This is a genomic window from Paenibacillus thermotolerans, from assembly GCF_028745515.1.
Lineage (GTDB): Bacteria > Bacillota > Bacilli > Paenibacillales > YIM-B00363 > Paenibacillus_AE > Paenibacillus_AE thermotolerans.
In genome coordinates this window covers 83,616-102,475 of the sequence record NZ_JAQZSG010000010.1, presented here as the reverse complement: position 1 = coordinate 102,475, position 18,860 = coordinate 83,616, and the positions used below count along the sequence as shown (strand labels likewise).

Below are 18,860 nucleotides of genomic sequence, written 5' to 3'. Positions count from 1 at the left end.
GCCATGCAAATGTTGGCAGTTTGTGTTGCCGGACGAACACCCTAGCCGGGAAGCTTTTCCGCGACGCGCAGCTTGGCCGAACGCGCCCTCGGATTGTCCGCGAGCTCTTCCGCGCTTGCTTCGATGGGCTTGCGGTTCACAAGACGAAGCGTCCCCTTCGCTCCGCATGCGCACATCGGCAAATCGGGCGGGCAGACGCATTTCCCCAGACGCTCGGCGAACGCCCTCTTGCAAATTCGGTCCTCCAGCGAATGAAACGTAATGACCGAGATGCGCCCGCCCGGCGCCGTGCAGCGAATCGCCTGCTCCAGTGCATCCTCGAGGGCGCCGAGCTCGTCGTTCACCGCGATGCGGATCGCCTGGAACGTCCGCTTCGCCGGGTGCCCGCCGGTTCGCCGCGCCGCTGCCGGAATGCCCGCTTTCACAAGCTCCGCCAGCTCTCCGGTCGACCGAATCGGCCCCCGCTCCCTCGCCTGTACGATTTCCTTCGCAATGCGGCGGGAAAACTTTTCTTCCCCATATAAGAACAAGATCTTTGTCAGCTCCTGCTCCGGCCATTCGTTCACGATGTCTGCGGCCGTAAGCGGCGCCGTCCGGTCCATACGCATATCGAGCTCCGCGTCTTGGTGGTAGCTGAAGCCACGTTCCGCCTCATCCAGTTGCGGCGATGAGACGCCGAGGTCGAACAGCACCCCGTCCACCTGCGGGTTCCCTTCTTTATCCATAGGAACGTTGAGCTTGCTCAATGCATCGGCCAAATGCCGAAAGTTGGATTTCACGATCGTAACCCGATTGCCGTAAAGCGCAAGAATTTCTTGCGCATGTTCGATCGCGCGTTCGTCCTGATCGAAGGCAATCAGCCTTCCCTCCGGTCCAAGGCGAGAGGCGATTAGAGAGCTGTGCCCCGCTCCTCCTAGTGTGCAGTCAACGTAAATTCCTCTTTCGCGAATGTTCAGTCCGTCAACCGCCTCTTCCTTCAGCACGGTTCTATGTATAAACAATGTTGCTAACCCCTTTGATTCCGCAGCCCTTACAAATCGAAATTAAAATCGACCAGCTTCTCGGCGATTTCATTGAACGATTCCTCGGACTGACGGAAATACGATTCCCAAGCTTCCTTGCTCCAAATTTCCACGCGGTTGGATACGCCGAGTACGACGCAATCCTTGTCCAGCTTGGCGTATTCGCGAAGATTGCTTGGTATATTTACCCTTCCCTGTTTATCGAGCTCGCATTCGGCGGCTCCCGAGAAGAAAAACCGCGTAAACGCGCGCGCATCCGATTTCATGAGCGACAGGCTTTTCAGCTTTTGCTCAAGCACGGTCCATTCCGTCTTCGGATAAATAAACAAACATTGATCCAAGCCGCGGGTCATAATGAAGTCGGAGCCAAGCTCTTCCCGGAATTTGGCGGGTATGATCATGCGACCTTTCTCATCAACGCTGTGTTGATATTCACCCATAAACATCGCACAATCACCACCTGTCCACCCTTTTCCACCACTTCGCCCCACTTTTCCCCACTATTGAATCACTATTCGATATAGAAAAAGAAAATCCTGCTCAATCGGCAGGATTTTCGAAAATTATTTTATAGAATTAAAGGTCAAGGGATGGAGGCGGTCCGTCCGGAGTCCGGCCTCTTCTCCGTTTCCACAGCCAATAAACGGGCGCCCCGATAATGCCGGCGGCGACGCCGATCGGCAGAAAGCCGGCAAGCACGACCATAACCCCTTCAAACACGGCAACAAGAACGTCGATGCTGCCGCTAACCGCCCGGCTCATTTTTTCCCCAAGCGGGATGCCTGCGCTTTTTCCGGCTAAAGTTGCCCGGTCGTTCACTACCTCGTATACTCTGAGCTCTACCGTGCTGTATGCGACATTTTGCTCCAAATATCTCATTCGGCCTTTCATTCGTTCGATGTCTTCCTGAACTTGGCCTAGCTCGTTCGAAAACTTGACCAAGTCGTCCGATTTCGTCGCTCTCTCCATAAAATCGAGCAGCCGCTTCTCCACGACCTGCTTCGCCTTCAATCGGGAATCCAGATCGACATATTCCTCCGAGACGTCCTGCGCCTTCATGCTCCGGTTCAGCTGAACGTTCGGAACGTTCTCCAGCTTCGCAAGGAACCCGTTAAAGCCGTCGGCCGGCACTTTTATCGTAAACAGCCCCGTCTTCTCGAAGGAGGTCGTCTCCTCCGTGAATCCGACAATATACCCGCCCGACAGATGGATCAAGTTTTGGATTTCCGTATACGCTTTGGCGTAGCTCTCCACTTCCATCGTCAAATTGGCGGTATAAATCAGCATTCTCGCCGTTCGCGGCTCACTCGCGGCCGGTGCCGCACCGGAGTCGTCCCCGTCTGCGGCTCCGCTTCCGAAACCGCTCCCCCCTGCCGCCGCCTCTTCCGGCATAGCCGCCGGCGCTTTATTGGCCGCCGTCTCCATGTCCGCGACCAACGCGCTTTCCGATGCCGCCGAATCCGTTCTTCCGCCCGACCCGGAACTGCAGCCGGCCGTCCATACCGCAGTAAGCGCGGCAACGGCCAGCCATTTGATCCATCTCCCCTTCATAACGTATCGCCCCTTTTTCCGTTTGATTCTCCTCATACTTTAGACGAAGACATAGGAAAAAGGTTCCTCCGCTTTATCCCGATTTTTTACTAAAATGCTTAAAAAACAGGAAACACCATCCGGCATGAACCGCCAAGCCGATCAGGCCGTACCACAGCGCGCGAGATTCGTCGGACAACGCCAGCGACATCGTCTTCGCAACCCAATAGGCAGGGAACGCCCATCCCGCAGCCTGCCACGTTTCGGGCAGCAGCAGCATCAGCGGAGCAAGCACGGGAAGCGCAGCCAGCTTCGAAAGCGCCAGCCCTTCGACTTTATTGGAAGCGAAACCGGCCAGAAATAAAGCGGTGATAACCCCTTGCATCGTAGCCATCAGAACCGCGCAGGCGAGTGCCGGCCAAACGAAACCGTCGTCCGCGGCTCCGCCGGCCACCAGAACCGTCAAGCAACCGTAACAGGCCATCAGAGCAACGGGGATCGTCAGACGGTATACAAAATATCCGCTCCTCGCAATCGGAGTAATGCCGTAAACCTGAAGCAGCCCCTCGTCCCGTTCGTCCAGCATGAGAAATCCCGCCATCGTTCCGGGCAAACCCGGGATAAGAAGCAGCACCGCGCACGCCGCGAACGGATAATACGCTTCGACGCCCCAACCTGTTTTCGCGCTTAACAGCTTAAGGCCGAACGGGACGACAGTCGAGAACAAAAGCACGAGCAGCAGCGGCGCCCCGGCCATGAACAGCATCATTGGATCTCGCACGACTTGGCGAGCGTCGGAGGCGGCCAAAGCGAGCGCTTTTTTCATACGGCTGCCTCCCTTCCTTCTTGGGCGCGAAGCACGACGAATCGCCGGAACGATCGATCCGCCCAAACATAGGCCAATACAATCCAAACGATTAACGAGCCGAAGCCATAAACATATTCCCAAACCCCCAGCCGGGAAAACATGGACTCAATCAACAGCAGCGAAGCTTTGGAAGGCAGCAGGTAAAAAAGCGGCGTCGACCAAACATGCACGGCATCCAATACCGGCAGCGTAAATACGAGAGCTGAAAGCGTCGATTCGATAAAATATTGATTGACTGTGCAGCAGCGCACGGCGACTCCTAAACCGAACAAAGTAAAAAAGATGGAGGTAAGCAGCATGCCGGCCACAAACCCAAACCAATGTCCGCCGAGTCCGAAAGCGCCGAGCCGCACAACGGATCCGGCCATCGCGGATAAAAAAGCAAGCGATATCACCTTGGACATCAAATACTCGCGAACACGCAAGGGAGTCACCATTAACGGATCTAAAATCCGCTGGTTTTTTTCAAGCAATACAAGCCCACCGACAAAATAAAAGCCGAGCATCGAAGGATCCGAGAACGTAATGACGATCTCCGCCATTTCTTTCGCTTCCCCGCTTCCGATCGAGCGCAGCAACACAATATAAACGGCGCTGATAATTACGTATGCCGCATAAAAGCCTTGCCGCAGCTGCAAACGAATGTCAAACCGCACCGCCGCGCCGAAACGGGTCATGAGATCAATTCCTTCCCGGTTACCTGTATAAAAATATGTTCGAGCGTCGCTTCCGTCGTATGAATCGTTTCGATGTTCCCGCTCCCGATCAACCGCATAAACCGATCATCGGCCGCTAGCCGGTCAAGCTCGAAATCCTCCCGGACCAGCTTTCCGCTTTCCCTGTATTCGACCCTAACCTTTTTGCCCCCCGATCGGATTTTGAGAGCTCGAGGCTCGTCAATCAGACGAATGGCGCCTTCGGCCATAAACGCCACCCTGTCGCAAAGCTCTTCGGCAATATTCATATTGTGGGTGGTCAGAAAAATCGTCTTTCCATCCGCTTTCATTTGCAAAATCAAATCCTTCATTCGTTTCGCGTTCACAGGATCAAGTCCCGAGGTGGGTTCATCCAAAAAGAGCAAATCCGGATCGTTCAACAGCGCGCGGCAAAAATTGAGGCGCATCTTCATCCCCTTAGAAAACTGCGACACTCTCACATTTGCCGCCTCGCTAAGCCCTACGCTTTCCAGAAGCTTATTAGGGTCTGCCGTACGTCCGTTGTATAATGCGCGAAACAAATTCAAATTTTCCAGCGCCGTCAACCGTTGATAGAACGAAGGAAATTCAAAAGCGACGCCGATTTTCTCATAATAATCCTTATTTATCGTCTTCAGCTCTTTGCCGAATACGGTTACGCTCCCCTCATATCCTTTAAGCGACCCGATCAAAATGTTTTGCGTCGTGCTTTTCCCGGCTCCCGACGGTCCGAGAAAGCCGAATATTTCGCCCGGCAGGACGGAAAAATCGAGCCCCTTAAGCGTCTCATCTCTTTTTCCGGGATACGTGAACCGAAGCTCTTCGACACGAATCATTCGGATGATCCCCTTTCCACAATCAGTCCTTGGGCGATGCATTCGATCAGCAATTGAATCGTCGCTTCGTAATGCTTTTCCCCGATTCGCTGTTTCTGCAGCGCGAACAGAACAAGGGAGCGGATTAACGACACAACCGCTTCCGGATCTTTGTCCGCAAGCCATCCCTCCGACCGGCCGCGGGCTAAGAACGGTTCCAGCGCCCCCGCGTCCTCGGTGAAGTGCTCTTCGATTGCCTCCGGCGGCAGCTTTCGGAATAAAGCTTCGACGATCCGCTCGTCATACAGCTGCTGCAAAATCGGACTTTCCTCGATACAGCGGATCGATTCGCGCAGAAATACCGCAAATCGGCTTCTGGTCATCGGGCCTTCCGACAAGTAACGCTCGAAAACCGTTGTGCGGACCTTCTCCTCCTCCATAGCGACAATCTCCATGTAAAGCGACTCTTTCGAATCATAAAACAAATAAAACGAACCTTGCGCGATGCCGATCGGTTTCGTCAAATCGGCGACGCTTGTTTTCTGTAACCCGAGCGAAGCAAATAACTTTTTTCCCGTTTCAATCAGCTTTGCGTGAATTCGTTCCTTTTCCTGATCTGAAAACTTTTTCGGCACACCTTGCACCTCATTTTGTATTTGTATGAATGATTTTATTTTATATTCACAAAAGAAGTGTATACCGATTTCTTGCAATTGTCAATTCTACCTTTCGGAAATACCCCTCCGATCCGTTACGTGCAAAAAAGCGGATTACCCGGCAAAAACCGGATACTCCGCTTTTTTCTACGCTCTTTCCTTATTCCATAGCTCCAACAGTGCTATCTCCTTCTCCGGTGCGAGCCCGGCTTTCATTTCGTAGCCGTCGGGACGCGAACGGTCCCATTCGGCGATATCCAGGAGCGTTTCCCGGAGAGGCCGATACGTAAGTCCCGCATTCTTGGCATGCGATACGTCAATCGACATGAGCGCTCCAAGGTTTTCCTTCTCGGGAATCCAAAGCGGCATTTCAATCCAGGACCCTACTTGATGCTTCAGCAAAAATTCGTCGTCCGCCCACGTCAGCTTGGCGTCGCTGTTTAGCACGTCTTTGCAGCTTTCCAAAAACGCCCCCACCGTAATCGGCTCCGAAGGACCGGTTGCCGTAAAGGTGCCGGACAGTTTCTTCTCCGCCATCCGTATAATCCATTCGGCCGCGTCGCGCGCGTCGATGAATTGAATCGGCGCATCGGGATTGCCAGGGGCGAGCACCTCTCCTCCGCGTGCAATGCGGCGCGGCCAATAGGTAAGCCGGTCCGTATGATCACCCGGTCCTGCCACCAAGCCGCATCGCACGATCAGGCTGCGATCCGGCATATTCCGCCGCACGATTTGCTCGCAGCGCGCTTTCATCGGGCCGTACGCCTTCTGGACGTCCTCCGTCGTCTCGTCCTCGAGCGTCACGGTCGGATGCGCTTCGTCAATCGTCCCGGGCACTGTATGATCGTACACATCAATAGTAGAAATAAAGGTATAATGCCCGGTCTGTTCCTTCAGCAGCTCAACCGAATCCGCTACGATTCTCGGAACGTACCCGCATGTATCGATGACGGCATCCCATGTCCGGCCCTTCAACGCCCCCAAATTGCCATCCCGGTCCCCGGTCAGCCGCTCCACATCGGGAAACAGGTCGGCCCGGCTGCCCCGGTTAAACAGCGTTACCTCGTGCCCTCCCGCAAGCGCCGCCTCAACGATCGTTTTCCCGACAAAGCGGGTTCCGCCGAGCACTACTATTTTCATATCCCTATCCCCTTTACATCGTTTACGAGTCCTCTATTGAAGAAACGGTTCCAATCGGGAAAAAGATACGGGTGCCGCGGTACTTTTTGCCGTTATCCCTTCCGTCAAGAAACAATCACCAAAAAAGGCACCCGCTAAGGTGCCTCCCGTGTTAATGCTCGGCCCAAGAATCCAAATATGCCTTCTGCTCGTCGGTCAACGAATCGATGCCGATGCCGAGCGATTCCAGCTTGTAGCGCGCCACCTGCTCGTCGGTCTCATACGGCACGTTAATGACCTTGTTGCCGACCTCTTTATAGTTGTCGTTGACATATTTGAGCGCCATCGCCTGCAGCGCGAACGTCATATCCATAATTTCGGCCGGATGGCCGTCGCCCGCAGCCAAGTTCACGAGCCGGCCTTCCGCCAGCAAGTAAATGCTGCGGCCGTCCTTCAGCTTAAATTCCTCGATGTTGCGGCGAACCGTTCGCTTGGCAACGGACAGCGCTTCAAGCTCCGGCTTGTTGACCTCGACGTCGAAGTGACCCGCGTTGCAAAGAATCGCCCCGTCTTTCATCACTTCGTAATGCGGACCGCGAATGATGTCTTTGTTTCCGGTTACCGTAACGAACAGATCGCCGTGCTTGGCCGCCTCCGACATCGGCATGACCGCGAAGCCGTCCATATACGCTTCGACCGCTTTGATCGCGTTAATTTCCGTAACGATGACGTTAGCTCCGAGGCCTTTCGCGCGCATCGCCACTCCTTTGCCGCACCAGCCGTACCCGTTTACTACAACCGTTTTGCCGGCGATCACCAAATTTGTCGTCCGCATGATGCCGTCGAACACCGATTGTCCCGTCCCGTACCGGTTGTCGAACAAGTACTTGCAATACGCGTCGTTAACGGCCACCATCGGAAACCGAAGCTTCCCTTCGCGCTCGAGCGATTTGAGCCGCAATATTCCCGTCGTCGTCTCTTCCGCTCCCCCGCGCACCTGCTCGAGCAAATCTTGCCGTTCGGAGTGCAAAATCGTTACGAGATCGCCGCCGTCGTCAATAATGAGGTCCGGCTTCGTTTCCAGCGTCTTGATCATTAAGTCCTTGTATTCCTTCGGATCCGGATTATATTTCGCGAATACGGTAATGCCGTCTTCGACTAACGCCGCGCACACATCGTCCTGTGTCGAAAGCGGATTGCTGCCGGTAATCGCCACCTCGGCGCCCCCAGCCTTCACGACCTTCGCCAAATAGGCGGTTTTCGCTTCCAAGTGAAGCGATATAGCGACCTTAAGCCCCTTAAAGGGCTGCTCCTTCTCAAACTGCGCACGAATCCGGTTCAGAACCGGCATGTGAGCCTGCACCCAATCGATTTTCAATCGGCCTTCGGGGGCCAGCTTCGGGTCGGTAATAATGCTTTGAGCCGTTGTTGCCATACGCGAAAAAACCTCCTGTTTTTTTGACTGCGACTCTCCTACAAATAAACTACACAATGGTTCGGCGGTTCGTGTTTAAAATCGATGAACGGATTCAGCATCAGATGATCCAGCAAGTCCGGTCCGTATTTCATTGCATATAAAAACAGATTGTAAACCCTCTCCTGCGGCTTTCCGTGCGGAGACACCGAAAGACGGATTCGTTCCCAGTGCCGGAGCGCCGCTTCGTGTTGGGATTTATGCGCCTCCAAAGACCGCGCTTGAAGAAAATCGATCTGTTCGAGAATTTTGCTCATGTTCGTCTCGCCCAGCTTCCGAAGTCCGCCGTTAATTTCCGCAACCGTTCGAATGAGCGGCTCGTAAACTTGCCGGAACTGCTCCTTCACCTCGGCGAACCGTTCGCTTAGTCCGAGCTCATCCTGTCCGCGCAGCCATTCGTCGCGTAGCGTCTCAATGCGTTCGGCCGCGTCCGCAAACGTCAAGCCGAACTTATCCATCTGCTTTTGAACCGTGCCTTCCAGCAGCGTGAACTCAAGCCGCGGAATGATTACCGGCGTGCGCATGCCGAACGCATGGAACGACTCCTTCAGCACGCCCCAGTAAGCGATCTCGCTCGGTCCAAGTACCGTGGCAAGCGTCGGGAACAAGTATTCCTGCATTAGAGGCCGGGTCAACGCATTATTGCTAAGCAGCTCGGGCGAACGGTCCGGCAACCGCTCCAGCTCGGCGAGCGGCATGGAGAATGTGCCCTTCCGGTCGACGGCCCGGTCGCCGTCGCGATACAGAAGCTTTCGCTCCCCTTCATGGAACACGAACAGCTGAAGCCCGTCTTTATGCGCCTCCGCCTGCAGCGGGTATCCGGCCTCCGCAACTGCGCTTTGTCCGGCTTGAATCGCCTCGTTCAGCTCCGCATTGCTTTGCAGCAGCCGACTGAACAACGGAGCTTCCAGCTTTCGCAGGTTTTCATCGTCGGAATCGACCAAGACGAGCCCGTATTTGCCGAACAACAGGGACATCGTCTTTGCGAAGGCGTCCGACAACGTGGCGGAGCGTTCGGATATATCACGAAGCTGCTCCATCATGCCCGGCTTAAACTCGGTATCCGGCAATGCGGCTTGCAGCGCGTCGAGCGCAGCCGTCCACTGCTCTTGCGACACCGGCGTCTTGCTGACGGATGTCCGATTTGCTCCTGCAGCGCCTTCATCCTTATGGATCGCAATTTTCTCGATGTGAAGCTGGGGCGTCAATACGTATGTATGATTCACTTCATCCCAGTCATGATCTTCCCCTGCGATCCAAAATACGGGGATGACGAAACGTCCAAGCTCCGCCTCTGCCGCTTTGGCCGCTTGAATCACGGTTAACGCCTTATAAAATACAAGCATCGGACCCGTGAACAGTCCCGCCTGCTGACCGCCGATGACGGCAAGCGTATCGGAACGGCGAAGCTTCTCGATCGCCTCGATCGCCTCCTGCGCATTTCCGTGCTTGCGATTATACGTAATAAGAACGTCCGCTAAAGTGTCTCGGTTCGCACTCGGCCGATCCGGCCGGTCCAGCCATGCGGCGCGTTCTTTCAAACCTTCGATGTTCCCGTAAGGGTGACTGAAGTCAAATCGGTTTGCCGCGTTTGCGGAATTTTGCATGACATCGCGCACAAACGGCGGACGCTTCGAACCGGTATAGCTTTCTGAACGCATGAAATTACTTCCTTTCCGCCTTAGGTTCCTCGCCCATCATTGTACTAAGCCTCGTTCGATCCGTCAAAGAAAAAGAGGAGCGTCCCCAAACGGGGCGCTCCTTTACTGTACCCATAAATTAAGCATAATGGCAAGCGGACCAGTGACCCGGCTTCATCTCTACAAACTTCGGCTCTTCCTTCGCGCATTTCTCCGTCGCGAGCGGGCATCGGGTGCGGAACGGACAGCCGCTCGGCGGGTTGATCGGGCTCGGAATGTCGCCCTTGAGCACGATACGCTCGCGTGTCGCCTCTACTTCCGGATCCGGAATCGGAATCGCGGACATCAGTGCGCGGGTGTACGGATGAAGCGGATTCGCATAAAGCTCTTCGCTGGTTGCGAGCTCCACCATTTTGCCCAAGTACATAACCGCCACGCGATCGCTGATATGCTTTACCATCGCCAAGTCGTGGGCAATGAACAAATAGGTCAAGCCGAATTGCTTTTGCAGCTTTGTGAGCAGGTTCACGATTTGCGCCTGAATCGACACGTCGAGCGCGGAGATCGGCTCGTCGCAGACGATGAACTTCGGATCGACCGCAAGCGCGCGCGCAATCCCGATCCGTTGACGCTGGCCGCCCGAAAATTCGTGCGGGTAACGAGTCGCGTGATCCGGGTTCAAGCCGACAAGATCGAGCAGCTCCTCGACGCGCTTTTTGCGCTCCGTTCGGCTGGACGTCAATTGATGGACGTCCAGCGCTTCCCCGATAATGTCGGTAACCGTCATTCTTGGGTTCAGCGATGCGTACGGATCCTGGAAGATCATCTGCATGTTCCGGCGCAATGCCTTCATCTTCGAGCCGGACAGATTGTAAATGTTGGTGCCTTCGAACTTCACTTCGCCTTTCGTTGGCTCGTAAAGGCGCAAAATCGTACGGCCGGCCGTCGATTTGCCGCAGCCGGACTCGCCGACGAGACCGAGCGTCTCGCCTTGCTTGAGCGAAAAGCTGATATCGTTAACGGCTTTTAGCTGGTTGCCGCCGCCTACATTAAAGAACTTCGTCAAATTGTTGACTTCCAATAACGCTTGACTCATTTCACTTCCTCCTTACCGGCAGCCGCCTGAGAAGCTTGCGCCATCGGATGAAGAAGCCAGCATGCCGCTTGGTGCGTCGGGCTCAATTCCGTCATATCGGCATCTTGCGTTTCGCAGATCGACATTGCGTGGTCGCAGCGAGAGCAGAAGCCGCAGCCTGCCGGCGGTTTGATCAAATCCGGCGGCGTTCCGATAATCGGAATCAAATCCTCGTCTTTCTTTTGGTCAAGTCTCGGTACGGAACGCAGCAAGCCCTTCGTATAAGGATGCTGCGGATTTTTGAAAATTTCCCACTTCGTGCCGGATTCCACGACTTTGCCCGCATACATAACGATGACGCGGTCGCACATATCGGCAACGACGCCGAGATCGTGCGTGATCAAAATAATGGATGTACCGAGCGTCTTCTGCAAATCCTTCATCAAGGTCATGATTTGCGCCTGGATCGTCACGTCCAGCGCCGTTGTAGGCTCATCCGCAATAAGAAGCGAAGGGTTGCAAGCAAGCGCAATCGCGATCATCGCGCGCTGGCGCATACCGCCTGAAAACTGGTGCGGATATTGTTCGAAGCGCGCTTCCGGATTCGGAATGCCTACCAGCTTCAACATTTCGATCGCACGATTTTTCGCATCCGCTTTAGACATATTTTGATGCTTGATCAAGCCTTCGGTAATTTGCCGTCCGATCGTCAATGTCGGATTGAGCGATGTCATCGGATCTTGGAATATCATTCCGATATCTTTGCCGCGAACCGATTCCATTTCCCTCTCGGTTTTCTTCAGCAAATCAACACCGTTGAATTTAATCGAACCGCTCTTTATTTTTCCTGGGGGAGTCGGAATTAAACGCATCAACGTTTGAGCCGTGACGCTCTTTCCGCAGCCGGATTCACCTACGATCGCAACCGCTTCTCCCTTTTTCACATCAAAGCTCACGCCGCGCACGGCCTGAACTTCCCCGCCGCGAACATGAAAGGAAACACTTAAATCTCTGACTTCGAGAATATTTTCCATGTGTGACATCCACCTCCTACCGTTTCATCTTGGGATCGAATGCGTCGCGCAAACCATCGCCGAGCACGTTGAACGCCAGCATCGTCAATGAGATGAAGAATGCCGGGAACAAAATACGCCATGGGTAAAGCTGCATAACCGCAAGCGCATCGTTGATCATCGTTCCCCAAGAAGCGAACGGCACTTGAACGCCAAGACCCAAAAAGCTTAAGAATGCTTCGGCAAAGATCGCGCCGGGAACCGTCAACGTCAGCGTAACGATAATCGGGCCCATCGAGTTCGGAATCAAATGCCGGAACAAGATGCGTGCCGGACTCGCGCCGAGCGAACGGGATGCGAGAACGTATTCCTGATTTTTGAGCTGCATGATTTGTCCGCGTACAATCCACGCCATGTTGATCCAACCGGTAATGGAAAGCGCGATAACGATCGTCAGCAAGCTTGGCTTAAAAACAACGAGCAGCAAAATAGCGATCAACAGGTTCGGAATTGCATATAATACTTCGGCGATCTTGTTCATCGTTTCGCCGATGCGTCCGCCGACATAGCCCATGATCCCGCCGTAAATAACGCCGATGATCAAGTCCGCGAGCGCGGCGTACACGCCGACCTGCAGGGAAACCTTCGCTCCCTCCCACGTTCGCGCAAACATGTCCCGTCCGAAATCATCGGTGCCGAACCAGTGATTCTGCTCCATCGGAGGCATATTCGTGCTGAGCAAGTCGTTCTCCGTAGCCGAATAGCCGGTCATCATCGGGCCGAAAATAGCCATAAGGACCAAGAAAATAATAATATATAGGCAAAACATGGAAAACTTGTTTTCTTTCAGCCGGAACCAAATATCCTGCCAAGCCGACAAGCTTTCTCGTTCGATCTTCTCCGCGGCGCCGCTGTCCCTTGAAACTTTCCGGAACAGGTCGGGAGTAAGCTCAGTACGGTTCGATTTTTGCAATTCTGCCATAGCGGATTACCCCTCCTTCCCGCCGGTAAGCTTAATTCTCGGGTCGACAAACACATATGCGATGTCCGTCAGCAAGCGGCACACCATCAAAATAAGTCCGTAGAAGATCGTAATGCCCATGATCATCGTATAGTCGCGGTTATTTACGCTCTCTACGAAATATTGGCCGAGTCCCGGAATACCGAAAATTCTTTCGATGACGATGGAACCCGTAATAACGTTCGCAGTCAACGGGCCGAGATACGTTACAACAGGAAGCAGCGCATTGCGAAGCGCATGTCTTACCGTAACGACGGAGCTCGACAAGCCTTTCGCTTTTGCCGTTTTAATATAATCGGACTTCAATACTTCCAACATCGTGGAACGCGTCAAACGTGCAATAAAGGCGATCGACAATGCGCACAATGCGATGGTAGGGAGTATAAAGTGCATCGGAGTCGTCAAACCCGCCACCGGGAAAATCCGAAGCTTTGCGGCAAAGAAATACTGAAGCAACGGAGCCAATACGAAGCTTGGAACAGAAACGCCGATAACAGCAAGAACCATTGTGAAATGGTCGAGAAACTTACGATGATACAGCGCAGCAATCGTACCTAAAGCAACACCGATGAACGTTGCGGCAATAACGGACACAATCCCGAGCTGGGCGGACAATGGGAACGCCTCGCCGATGATTTTCACTACCGTCCGATATTGGTACTTCATTGAAATGCCAAGGTCGAAGTGCAGCAATTTGCCCATGTAGTTGACATACTGTTCCCAAATCGGACGGTCAAAACCATAGTGTGCCATAATTCGCTCTTGAATGGCTCTAGGCGTCTTCTCCGACAGAAACGGGTTTCCCGGGATCACCTTCATAAGTACGAAAGTCGAAGTGGCTAATACGTATAAAGAGACCAGGGTGAAGAAAAACTTTTGCAGCACGAATCGTACCAACCTGGAAACACCTCACAATACTATCTTTCTATTTTATACATTCTATTGTAAACGGCACTAACCGGAGAAAGCTATTTTAAAATGTTGCCAGTAAAAAAAGGTAGCGCTTTATTCCAAGTCGACAGAAAAAGGGGGTATATATAGGGACCTATATATACCCCGCAGATTCCACAACTAATACCTGTTATTCTGCAGCGATGTAGCCACGAGTATAGTCGATGTTGCCGCTGTAATCGATAAATACATCCTTCACATAGGTCTTATTCATCCAGATGCCTGTGTAGTAGTAAATCGGCATGATCGCATAATTGTCGCCGATCAGGATTTTCTCGGCTTTCGCCATCAAATCCATACGCTCGTCATTATTTTGCGATGCATATGCTTGCTTAACAAGGTTGTCGTACTCTTCATTTCTGAAGCCGATGTCGTTGTTACCGGATGTAGAAGTATACATGTCGATGAACGTCATCGGATCGTTGTAGTCGGCACCCCAACCCGCGCGTGCTACTTGATAGTTCAGGTTCGTACGGTTTTGCAGGAACACAGCCCATTCTTGTTGCTCGATTTTCACTTCGACGCCGAATGCTTTGCTCCACATGTCGGCAATCGCCGTTGCGATCTTCTTGTGGCCTTCGCCCGTGTTATGAGCGATCGTGATGCCTTGTTTCTTATCCCAACCGGACTCGGCAATACCCTCTTCGAAGAGCTTCTTCGCTTCTTCAAGGTTTTCTTGGAAGTATTGCGAATCTGCCACTTCTTCACGGAACGTCTTCTCTTTGCCTTTGATACCGCCGGATACAAATCCGTAAGCAGGAATTTGCTCGCCGAGCGTGATTTTGTCGATGATCAATTGACGGTTGATCGCCATGGACAACGCTTTGCGTACTTTTACATTGTCGAACGGTTTAACCGTGTTGTTGAAGTTGTAGTAGTAAGTCGATGCGATCCCTTTGATCGTCATGTTTGCGTTCGGATCGTTCTTCAGTACCGGAATTTGCTCCGTCGGGATTTCTCCGTTCGGACGGCCGGACCAATCCAACTCGCCGGTGTTGTAAAGGTTCAATTCGGTTTGTGCTTCTTCAATCATGGACAATTGAACTTCAGTGAAGGAAACTTTGTCAGCGTCATAATAGTTCGGGTTTTTCGCCAGAACGATCTTGTCGTTGTGCGACCATTCCTTCATTGTGAATGCGCCGTTCGTTACGATGCTGGAAGCTTCCGTAGCCCATGCCGGGTTCGCTTCAACCGCTTTCTGGTTTACAGGGAAGTATGTGATGAATGCAGTCAAGTTCAAGAAGTAAGGAGCCGGATTAACAAGCTCAACTTCCAAAGTGTAGTCGTCAGTTGCTTTAACGCCTACTTGGCTTACATCTTTAAGATCGCCAGAGTTGTACTCAGCAGCGTTCTTAATGTAGTACAACTGGTATGCGTATGGAGCCGGTGTTTCAGCTTCCGGATTCAACGTACGCTTCCAAGAATATTCAAAGTCATGTGCCGTTACTTCGTCGCCGTTGCTCCACTTCAAGCCTTTCTTCAAATGGAACGTCCACTTCAATCCGTCTTCGGAAGTTTCCCAAGACTCAGCGATTGCCGGTTGCGGGTTACCGTCGGCATCCGCACGAGTCAAACCGTCATAGATACCGCTCATAACGGTGATGGAAGTGCTGTCTTGCGCAAGTGCAGGGTCGAGTGATGGCGGCTCCGTTTGAATGTTCATACGGAACACTTGGTTTGCCGCTTTAGCAGCAGTTCCTTCGTTTTCTCCAGCCGGTTGATCGGTTTCTGTACCGTCTGCCGGTGTGTTGTTTTCTGCCGGCTTATTAGTTTCGCCGCTGTTGTTGTTGCCGCAACCCGCCAACACAACGCCCATCATCAGCATGATGGCGAGCAGTGCGAGCATGCTGCGCTTGATCCCCTTAGACATCAGGCAAGTCCTCCTCAAAATAGTATAAGTATTTCTACCTGCACCTTAATATACAACCAGTGGTCAAAAAGGTCAATAAAAAATTTAGAATCTATGTTAGCAATACTAACGCCGTCCTAACAAGAAGATGACGCAAGGAAACTTGTTAGAGCGGCGCAAATGTATGCGTTTTCGCGAATTTTGGCAATGCGTCGTGTAATCGAAAAATGTAATCCAATCGATCTATCACTTGCGATCCGGGGAGTTCAATACTTTGTTCATCGCTGCCGTAAGCTCTTTATATACATCGCTTTCCACTTGCGCTCTAAGCTGCGTCTTGGCGATGACTTCGCCGCGCTCCGTCGCGACATAACGCGGGGGCAGGCGATTCAGTGCGATCGCGACCATATCGTCCAGCAATTTCGGCTGCACCTTGGTCAGAATCGGCTGGGTAGCCGCCATTTCTTTCAAACAGCTCTTTACGATGTCTTCCATTAAATTATGTACCGCCACTCGAATTCCCCCAAATCAATATTTGAGTCATATTGATAACGGATAATATAAGATATGCCGCGCTCAAGCCTACGAAACCGAGTCTCCATACGGCGCGAAAAATTTTTTTGGCGTCGATGGTTCCTCTTTTCCGGTGCTGGGCGTTTCCTAGGATGCCGAATCCGATGAGAAATATAAGCAGCAGCAAATATATTCCGAAAGTAGATCGAAAGACTGAATTGTACAACACGGATACGGAGCCGATCAACAATAAAGTAGAAAAGTCCATCGCCCGGAACAAAGCGGTCTTCTTGTCTTTCTTCCATAAATAGATGGCAAACCAGACAACCGCGAAGCCTATGAACGGTACGACGGATAATGCGGCATAAGCTGTAACGAGGATATCCTTCAACGCTTGCAAGGCGAGCTCACCTGCTTTCGTATCATAACCTATTCTGCGAAATCAAGATGCGCCGATTATATTATAACACGCTTCCATTGAACGCAAAAGATCCCGCGCCTGCTCTTTGCTAAAGAAGAGGCCGGGATCTTAACCTGCGCACCGCATTTTCTTGCTTCGCCAATTATTCGATTCGTTCCAAATTGCCGTTCGCATCCATCTTAAACCGCGACTTCGACTCTTCTTCCTCTTCGAGCAGAAAAGCCATCTTTCTGGCACGATCCATGATTTGAATCAAAGCCTTGTAATCGTCGTTTACAATTCGGTAATCGGTTTGCACGCTGTTGACCTCTTGAGACAGTCTCTCATTCACTTCGCGAAGCTTCATAATTTCTTCTTCTTTCTCTCGAAGCTCTTTCTCCAGGGCGCGGAGCTGGCGGGTCAACTCGGCTTGAGTGCCTTTCCATTGCCGCAAATACCGGATAATCGCATCGAAAGATAGAGTATCCTCCGATGTGCCGTCCCACTTCACCGCCTGGTCGCTCTCCATGACGGCAACGGAAGATGCGGAAGCCATGTCGGCTCCCGACGCTGCGGAGCTTTGCTTTTTCACTTGATTGCGCTTCTGTCTTTGCGCTTTGGCAATCTGAATCGCGGCATCATATCTCTTCCTAACGGTGGAATTCCACCGGAAGCCGCAAGCCGCCGCCGTTCTTCCGATCCGCTCGCCGACTTCCTCAAAAGCGGTAAGCTGCGTGCTCCCTTCGCGAATATGCCGAAGCGTTACTTCCGCCAATATCAGATCGTCTTCGGGACTCCATGCATCTTGTCGTACTGCAGACATGCGTATTATTCCTCCTAACCAAGATTTCGGTATAGATCCACAATTTATCTCTATGCCCATGGTAGAGTTCATAGAATCTATTTCATACTATCCGGTATGTCCAAAAGTGGCGTATATCATACCTGCGCGAACCGGTTAGCCGCATATATTGGTTGGAATAATAAAAGTTACTGATTCTGTCACGGTTAAATCGTTTACTTTATGACATCCTAAGGGTATAATATCCGGTAGCAAAATACACCTGTTAGCATCATTGCACTGTAGAGAGGGGGAGCGTCAATGCCGCGTATGTATCGGGTTCTCGGGTTTTGGACCCTTGTAATCGGCTTGATGGCTTTGGCTGGACATATGACCCAGATGGCTTTGCTGTTCTTTTTCCAAACGGCCGCATTCGTCATCTTAGGGTATATGAATTTATCGGAACGGACCTACATACTTCTGTTCTGGGGTTACATGATCCTTGCGTTTACCGGCTTTACCTATTGGTCCTTCTTAAAGATGGACACCTTCTAAAAACTTTACAAATGCAGCGCCGGGCCGCTCCTTAAGGAGCGGCCTGCTTCGTTACCTTCTGAATCGCAAACAAAGGGCCAAGCGTGCGACCGCACGCTTGGCCCTTTGTTTTATCGCATATGTACGCATCGTTGCGGCACACTATAAAGTGTGAATCCTCGGAGCGAGCTCCGGTTTTGCTTTTTCGAGCTTGTAACCGACACCCCATACCGTCTTGATCGCCAAAATATGATTGTATTTGCTCAGTTTCTTTCTGATTCGGTTCAGATGGGTGTCGATCATGCGATCATCGCCGAGCGCCTCGTAGCTCCATACGATTCGCAACAGTTCATTCCGGCTGACAATTTGATTTTGTTTGGACAGCAGCATCCACAGAATGGAAAATTCCTTCCGTGTCAAGTTTATTTCGTCACCTTCGACGAAAGTTTTGTGGGTTCGCCGGTTCATGGCAAGAGGACCGAAATGGAGCACCGTGCTCTCCTCAGGCTCTTCGGCCGGCTTAAAACCGGTGCGCCGAAGCCAAGCTGCGGCTTTGCTGGCTATTTCCTTCGGCTCGGCGTCGGCACCGATCACGTCGTCGGCTCCCGCCTCATAACAAGCAATTCTGTCCTCCGACGTCCCGCCTGCAATCATAATGATTACGGCTTGGGAAGCGGCTCTCACCTGCTCGCACAATTCCGCTCCCGACAGCTTGGGCACCGTACTGCTCAAGACGATAAGGTCCGGTTTATGCTGAAGCGTCTTGACTAGCGCACCGATTCCGTCCGTACACCGTTCCGCATGGCCGAATTGTCGGAAAAAAATTTCTAAAGCCGCACCCCGGTTGTCTTGCTCGTCAGCGATTAGGAATTTCTTGTCCATGAAAACTCACCCTAAAGTCCTA

General features: G+C 52.4%; 20 protein-coding genes. 1 reads left to right on the top strand and 19 read right to left on the bottom strand.

The features are described from left to right. Positions 1 to 41: 41 nt before the first annotated feature. The 18 genes from rsmH to PT964_RS10510 all read right to left on the bottom strand — a co-directional run bounded on the left by rsmH (position 42) and on the right by PT964_RS10510 (position 17,464). On the bottom strand, positions 42 to 1,001 hold the full coding sequence (gene rsmH, locus PT964_RS10595) for a 16S rRNA (cytosine(1402)-N(4))-methyltransferase RsmH (RefSeq protein WP_274363319.1): 960 nt from the start codon (positions 999 to 1,001) through the stop codon (positions 42 to 44). 29 nt (positions 1,002 to 1,030) lie between these two features. Beyond that, positions 1,031 to 1,468: a division/cell wall cluster transcriptional repressor MraZ gene (gene mraZ / locus PT964_RS10590; protein WP_274363318.1), complete on the bottom strand. Its 438-nt coding sequence runs from the start codon at positions 1,466 to 1,468 to the stop codon at positions 1,031 to 1,033. A gap of 130 nt (positions 1,469 to 1,598) precedes the next feature. Next, the gene (locus PT964_RS10585) at positions 1,599 to 2,573 is read right to left on the bottom strand and encodes a DUF4349 domain-containing protein (protein WP_274363317.1); all 975 of its coding nucleotides are present in this window, start codon (positions 2,571 to 2,573) and stop codon (positions 1,599 to 1,601) included. Between the two features lie 73 nt (positions 2,574 to 2,646). Beyond that, on the bottom strand, positions 2,647 to 3,378 hold the full coding sequence (locus PT964_RS10580; protein ID WP_274363316.1) for a hypothetical protein: 732 nt from the start codon (positions 3,376 to 3,378) through the stop codon (positions 2,647 to 2,649). Further along, positions 3,375 to 4,097, bottom strand: coding sequence for a fluoroquinolone export ABC transporter permease subunit (locus tag PT964_RS10575; RefSeq protein WP_274363315.1), 723 nt, complete (start codon positions 4,095 to 4,097; stop codon positions 3,375 to 3,377). The genes PT964_RS10580 and PT964_RS10575 overlap by 4 nt, the downstream gene beginning before the upstream one ends. Beyond that, positions 4,094 to 4,951: an ABC transporter ATP-binding protein gene (locus PT964_RS10570; RefSeq protein ID WP_274363314.1), complete on the bottom strand. Its 858-nt coding sequence runs from the start codon at positions 4,949 to 4,951 to the stop codon at positions 4,094 to 4,096. Before PT964_RS10570 ends, PT964_RS10575 begins: the two co-directional genes overlap by 4 nt. Further along, positions 4,948 to 5,565, bottom strand: a complete 618-nt coding sequence (locus tag PT964_RS10565; protein WP_274363313.1) for a TetR/AcrR family transcriptional regulator — start codon at positions 5,563 to 5,565, stop codon at positions 4,948 to 4,950. The genes PT964_RS10570 and PT964_RS10565 overlap by 4 nt, the downstream gene beginning before the upstream one ends. 168 nt (positions 5,566 to 5,733) lie before the next feature. Next, positions 5,734 to 6,726, bottom strand: a complete 993-nt coding sequence (locus PT964_RS10560) for an NAD-dependent epimerase/dehydratase family protein (RefSeq protein ID WP_274363312.1) — start codon at positions 6,724 to 6,726, stop codon at positions 5,734 to 5,736. A gap of 151 nt (positions 6,727 to 6,877) precedes the next feature. Beyond that, complete coding sequence (locus PT964_RS10555; RefSeq protein WP_274363311.1) at positions 6,878 to 8,140, bottom strand: adenosylhomocysteinase; 1,263 nt, start codon at positions 8,138 to 8,140, stop codon at positions 6,878 to 6,880. A 38-nt stretch (positions 8,141 to 8,178) separates the two neighbouring features. Further along, the gene (bshC, locus tag PT964_RS10550; RefSeq protein WP_274363310.1) at positions 8,179 to 9,840 is read right to left on the bottom strand and encodes a bacillithiol biosynthesis cysteine-adding enzyme BshC; all 1,662 of its coding nucleotides are present in this window, start codon (positions 9,838 to 9,840) and stop codon (positions 8,179 to 8,181) included. A gap of 118 nt (positions 9,841 to 9,958) precedes the next feature. Further along, complete coding sequence (locus tag PT964_RS10545) at positions 9,959 to 10,915, bottom strand: ABC transporter ATP-binding protein (protein WP_274363309.1); 957 nt, start codon at positions 10,913 to 10,915, stop codon at positions 9,959 to 9,961. Then, positions 10,912 to 11,928 carry an ABC transporter ATP-binding protein gene (locus PT964_RS10540; protein ID WP_274363308.1) on the bottom strand — a complete coding sequence of 339 codons (1,017 nt, stop codon included), beginning with the start codon at positions 11,926 to 11,928 and terminating at the stop codon, positions 10,912 to 10,914. The genes PT964_RS10545 and PT964_RS10540 overlap by 4 nt, the downstream gene beginning before the upstream one ends. A gap of 16 nt (positions 11,929 to 11,944) precedes the next feature. Next, positions 11,945 to 12,889 (bottom strand): ABC transporter permease, encoded by a 945-nt coding sequence (locus PT964_RS10535; RefSeq protein ID WP_274363307.1) that lies wholly within the window; start codon positions 12,887 to 12,889, stop codon positions 11,945 to 11,947. 6 nt (positions 12,890 to 12,895) lie between these two features. Next, positions 12,896 to 13,825, bottom strand: coding sequence for an ABC transporter permease (locus tag PT964_RS10530; RefSeq protein ID WP_274363306.1), 930 nt, complete (start codon positions 13,823 to 13,825; stop codon positions 12,896 to 12,898). A 184-nt stretch (positions 13,826 to 14,009) separates the two neighbouring features. Further along, positions 14,010 to 15,749, bottom strand: coding sequence for a peptide ABC transporter substrate-binding protein (locus tag PT964_RS10525; RefSeq protein ID WP_274363305.1), 1,740 nt, complete (start codon positions 15,747 to 15,749; stop codon positions 14,010 to 14,012). Positions 15,750 to 15,974: 225 nt separating this feature from the next. Beyond that, positions 15,975 to 16,241 (bottom strand): late competence development ComFB family protein, encoded by a 267-nt coding sequence (locus PT964_RS10520; protein ID WP_274363304.1) that lies wholly within the window; start codon positions 16,239 to 16,241, stop codon positions 15,975 to 15,977. Next, positions 16,228 to 16,641 carry a DUF3397 domain-containing protein gene (locus PT964_RS10515; RefSeq protein ID WP_274363303.1) on the bottom strand — a complete coding sequence of 138 codons (414 nt, stop codon included), beginning with the start codon at positions 16,639 to 16,641 and terminating at the stop codon, positions 16,228 to 16,230. The genes PT964_RS10520 and PT964_RS10515 overlap by 14 nt, the downstream gene beginning before the upstream one ends. 163 nt (positions 16,642 to 16,804) lie before the next feature. Further along, the gene (locus tag PT964_RS10510; RefSeq protein WP_274363302.1) at positions 16,805 to 17,464 is read right to left on the bottom strand and encodes an RsfA family transcriptional regulator; all 660 of its coding nucleotides are present in this window, start codon (positions 17,462 to 17,464) and stop codon (positions 16,805 to 16,807) included. Positions 17,465 to 17,743: 279 nt separating this feature from the next. On the opposite strand from PT964_RS10510, the gene PT964_RS10505 reads away from it, so the two are divergent. Beyond that, complete coding sequence (locus PT964_RS10505; protein ID WP_274363301.1) at positions 17,744 to 17,977, top strand: DUF2626 domain-containing protein; 234 nt, start codon at positions 17,744 to 17,746, stop codon at positions 17,975 to 17,977. A 141-nt stretch (positions 17,978 to 18,118) separates the two neighbouring features. On the opposite strand, the gene PT964_RS10500 is transcribed toward PT964_RS10505, so the two are convergent. Then, positions 18,119 to 18,838 (bottom strand): response regulator transcription factor, encoded by a 720-nt coding sequence (locus tag PT964_RS10500; RefSeq protein WP_274363300.1) that lies wholly within the window; start codon positions 18,836 to 18,838, stop codon positions 18,119 to 18,121. Between the last annotated feature and the right edge of the window lie 22 nt (positions 18,839 to 18,860).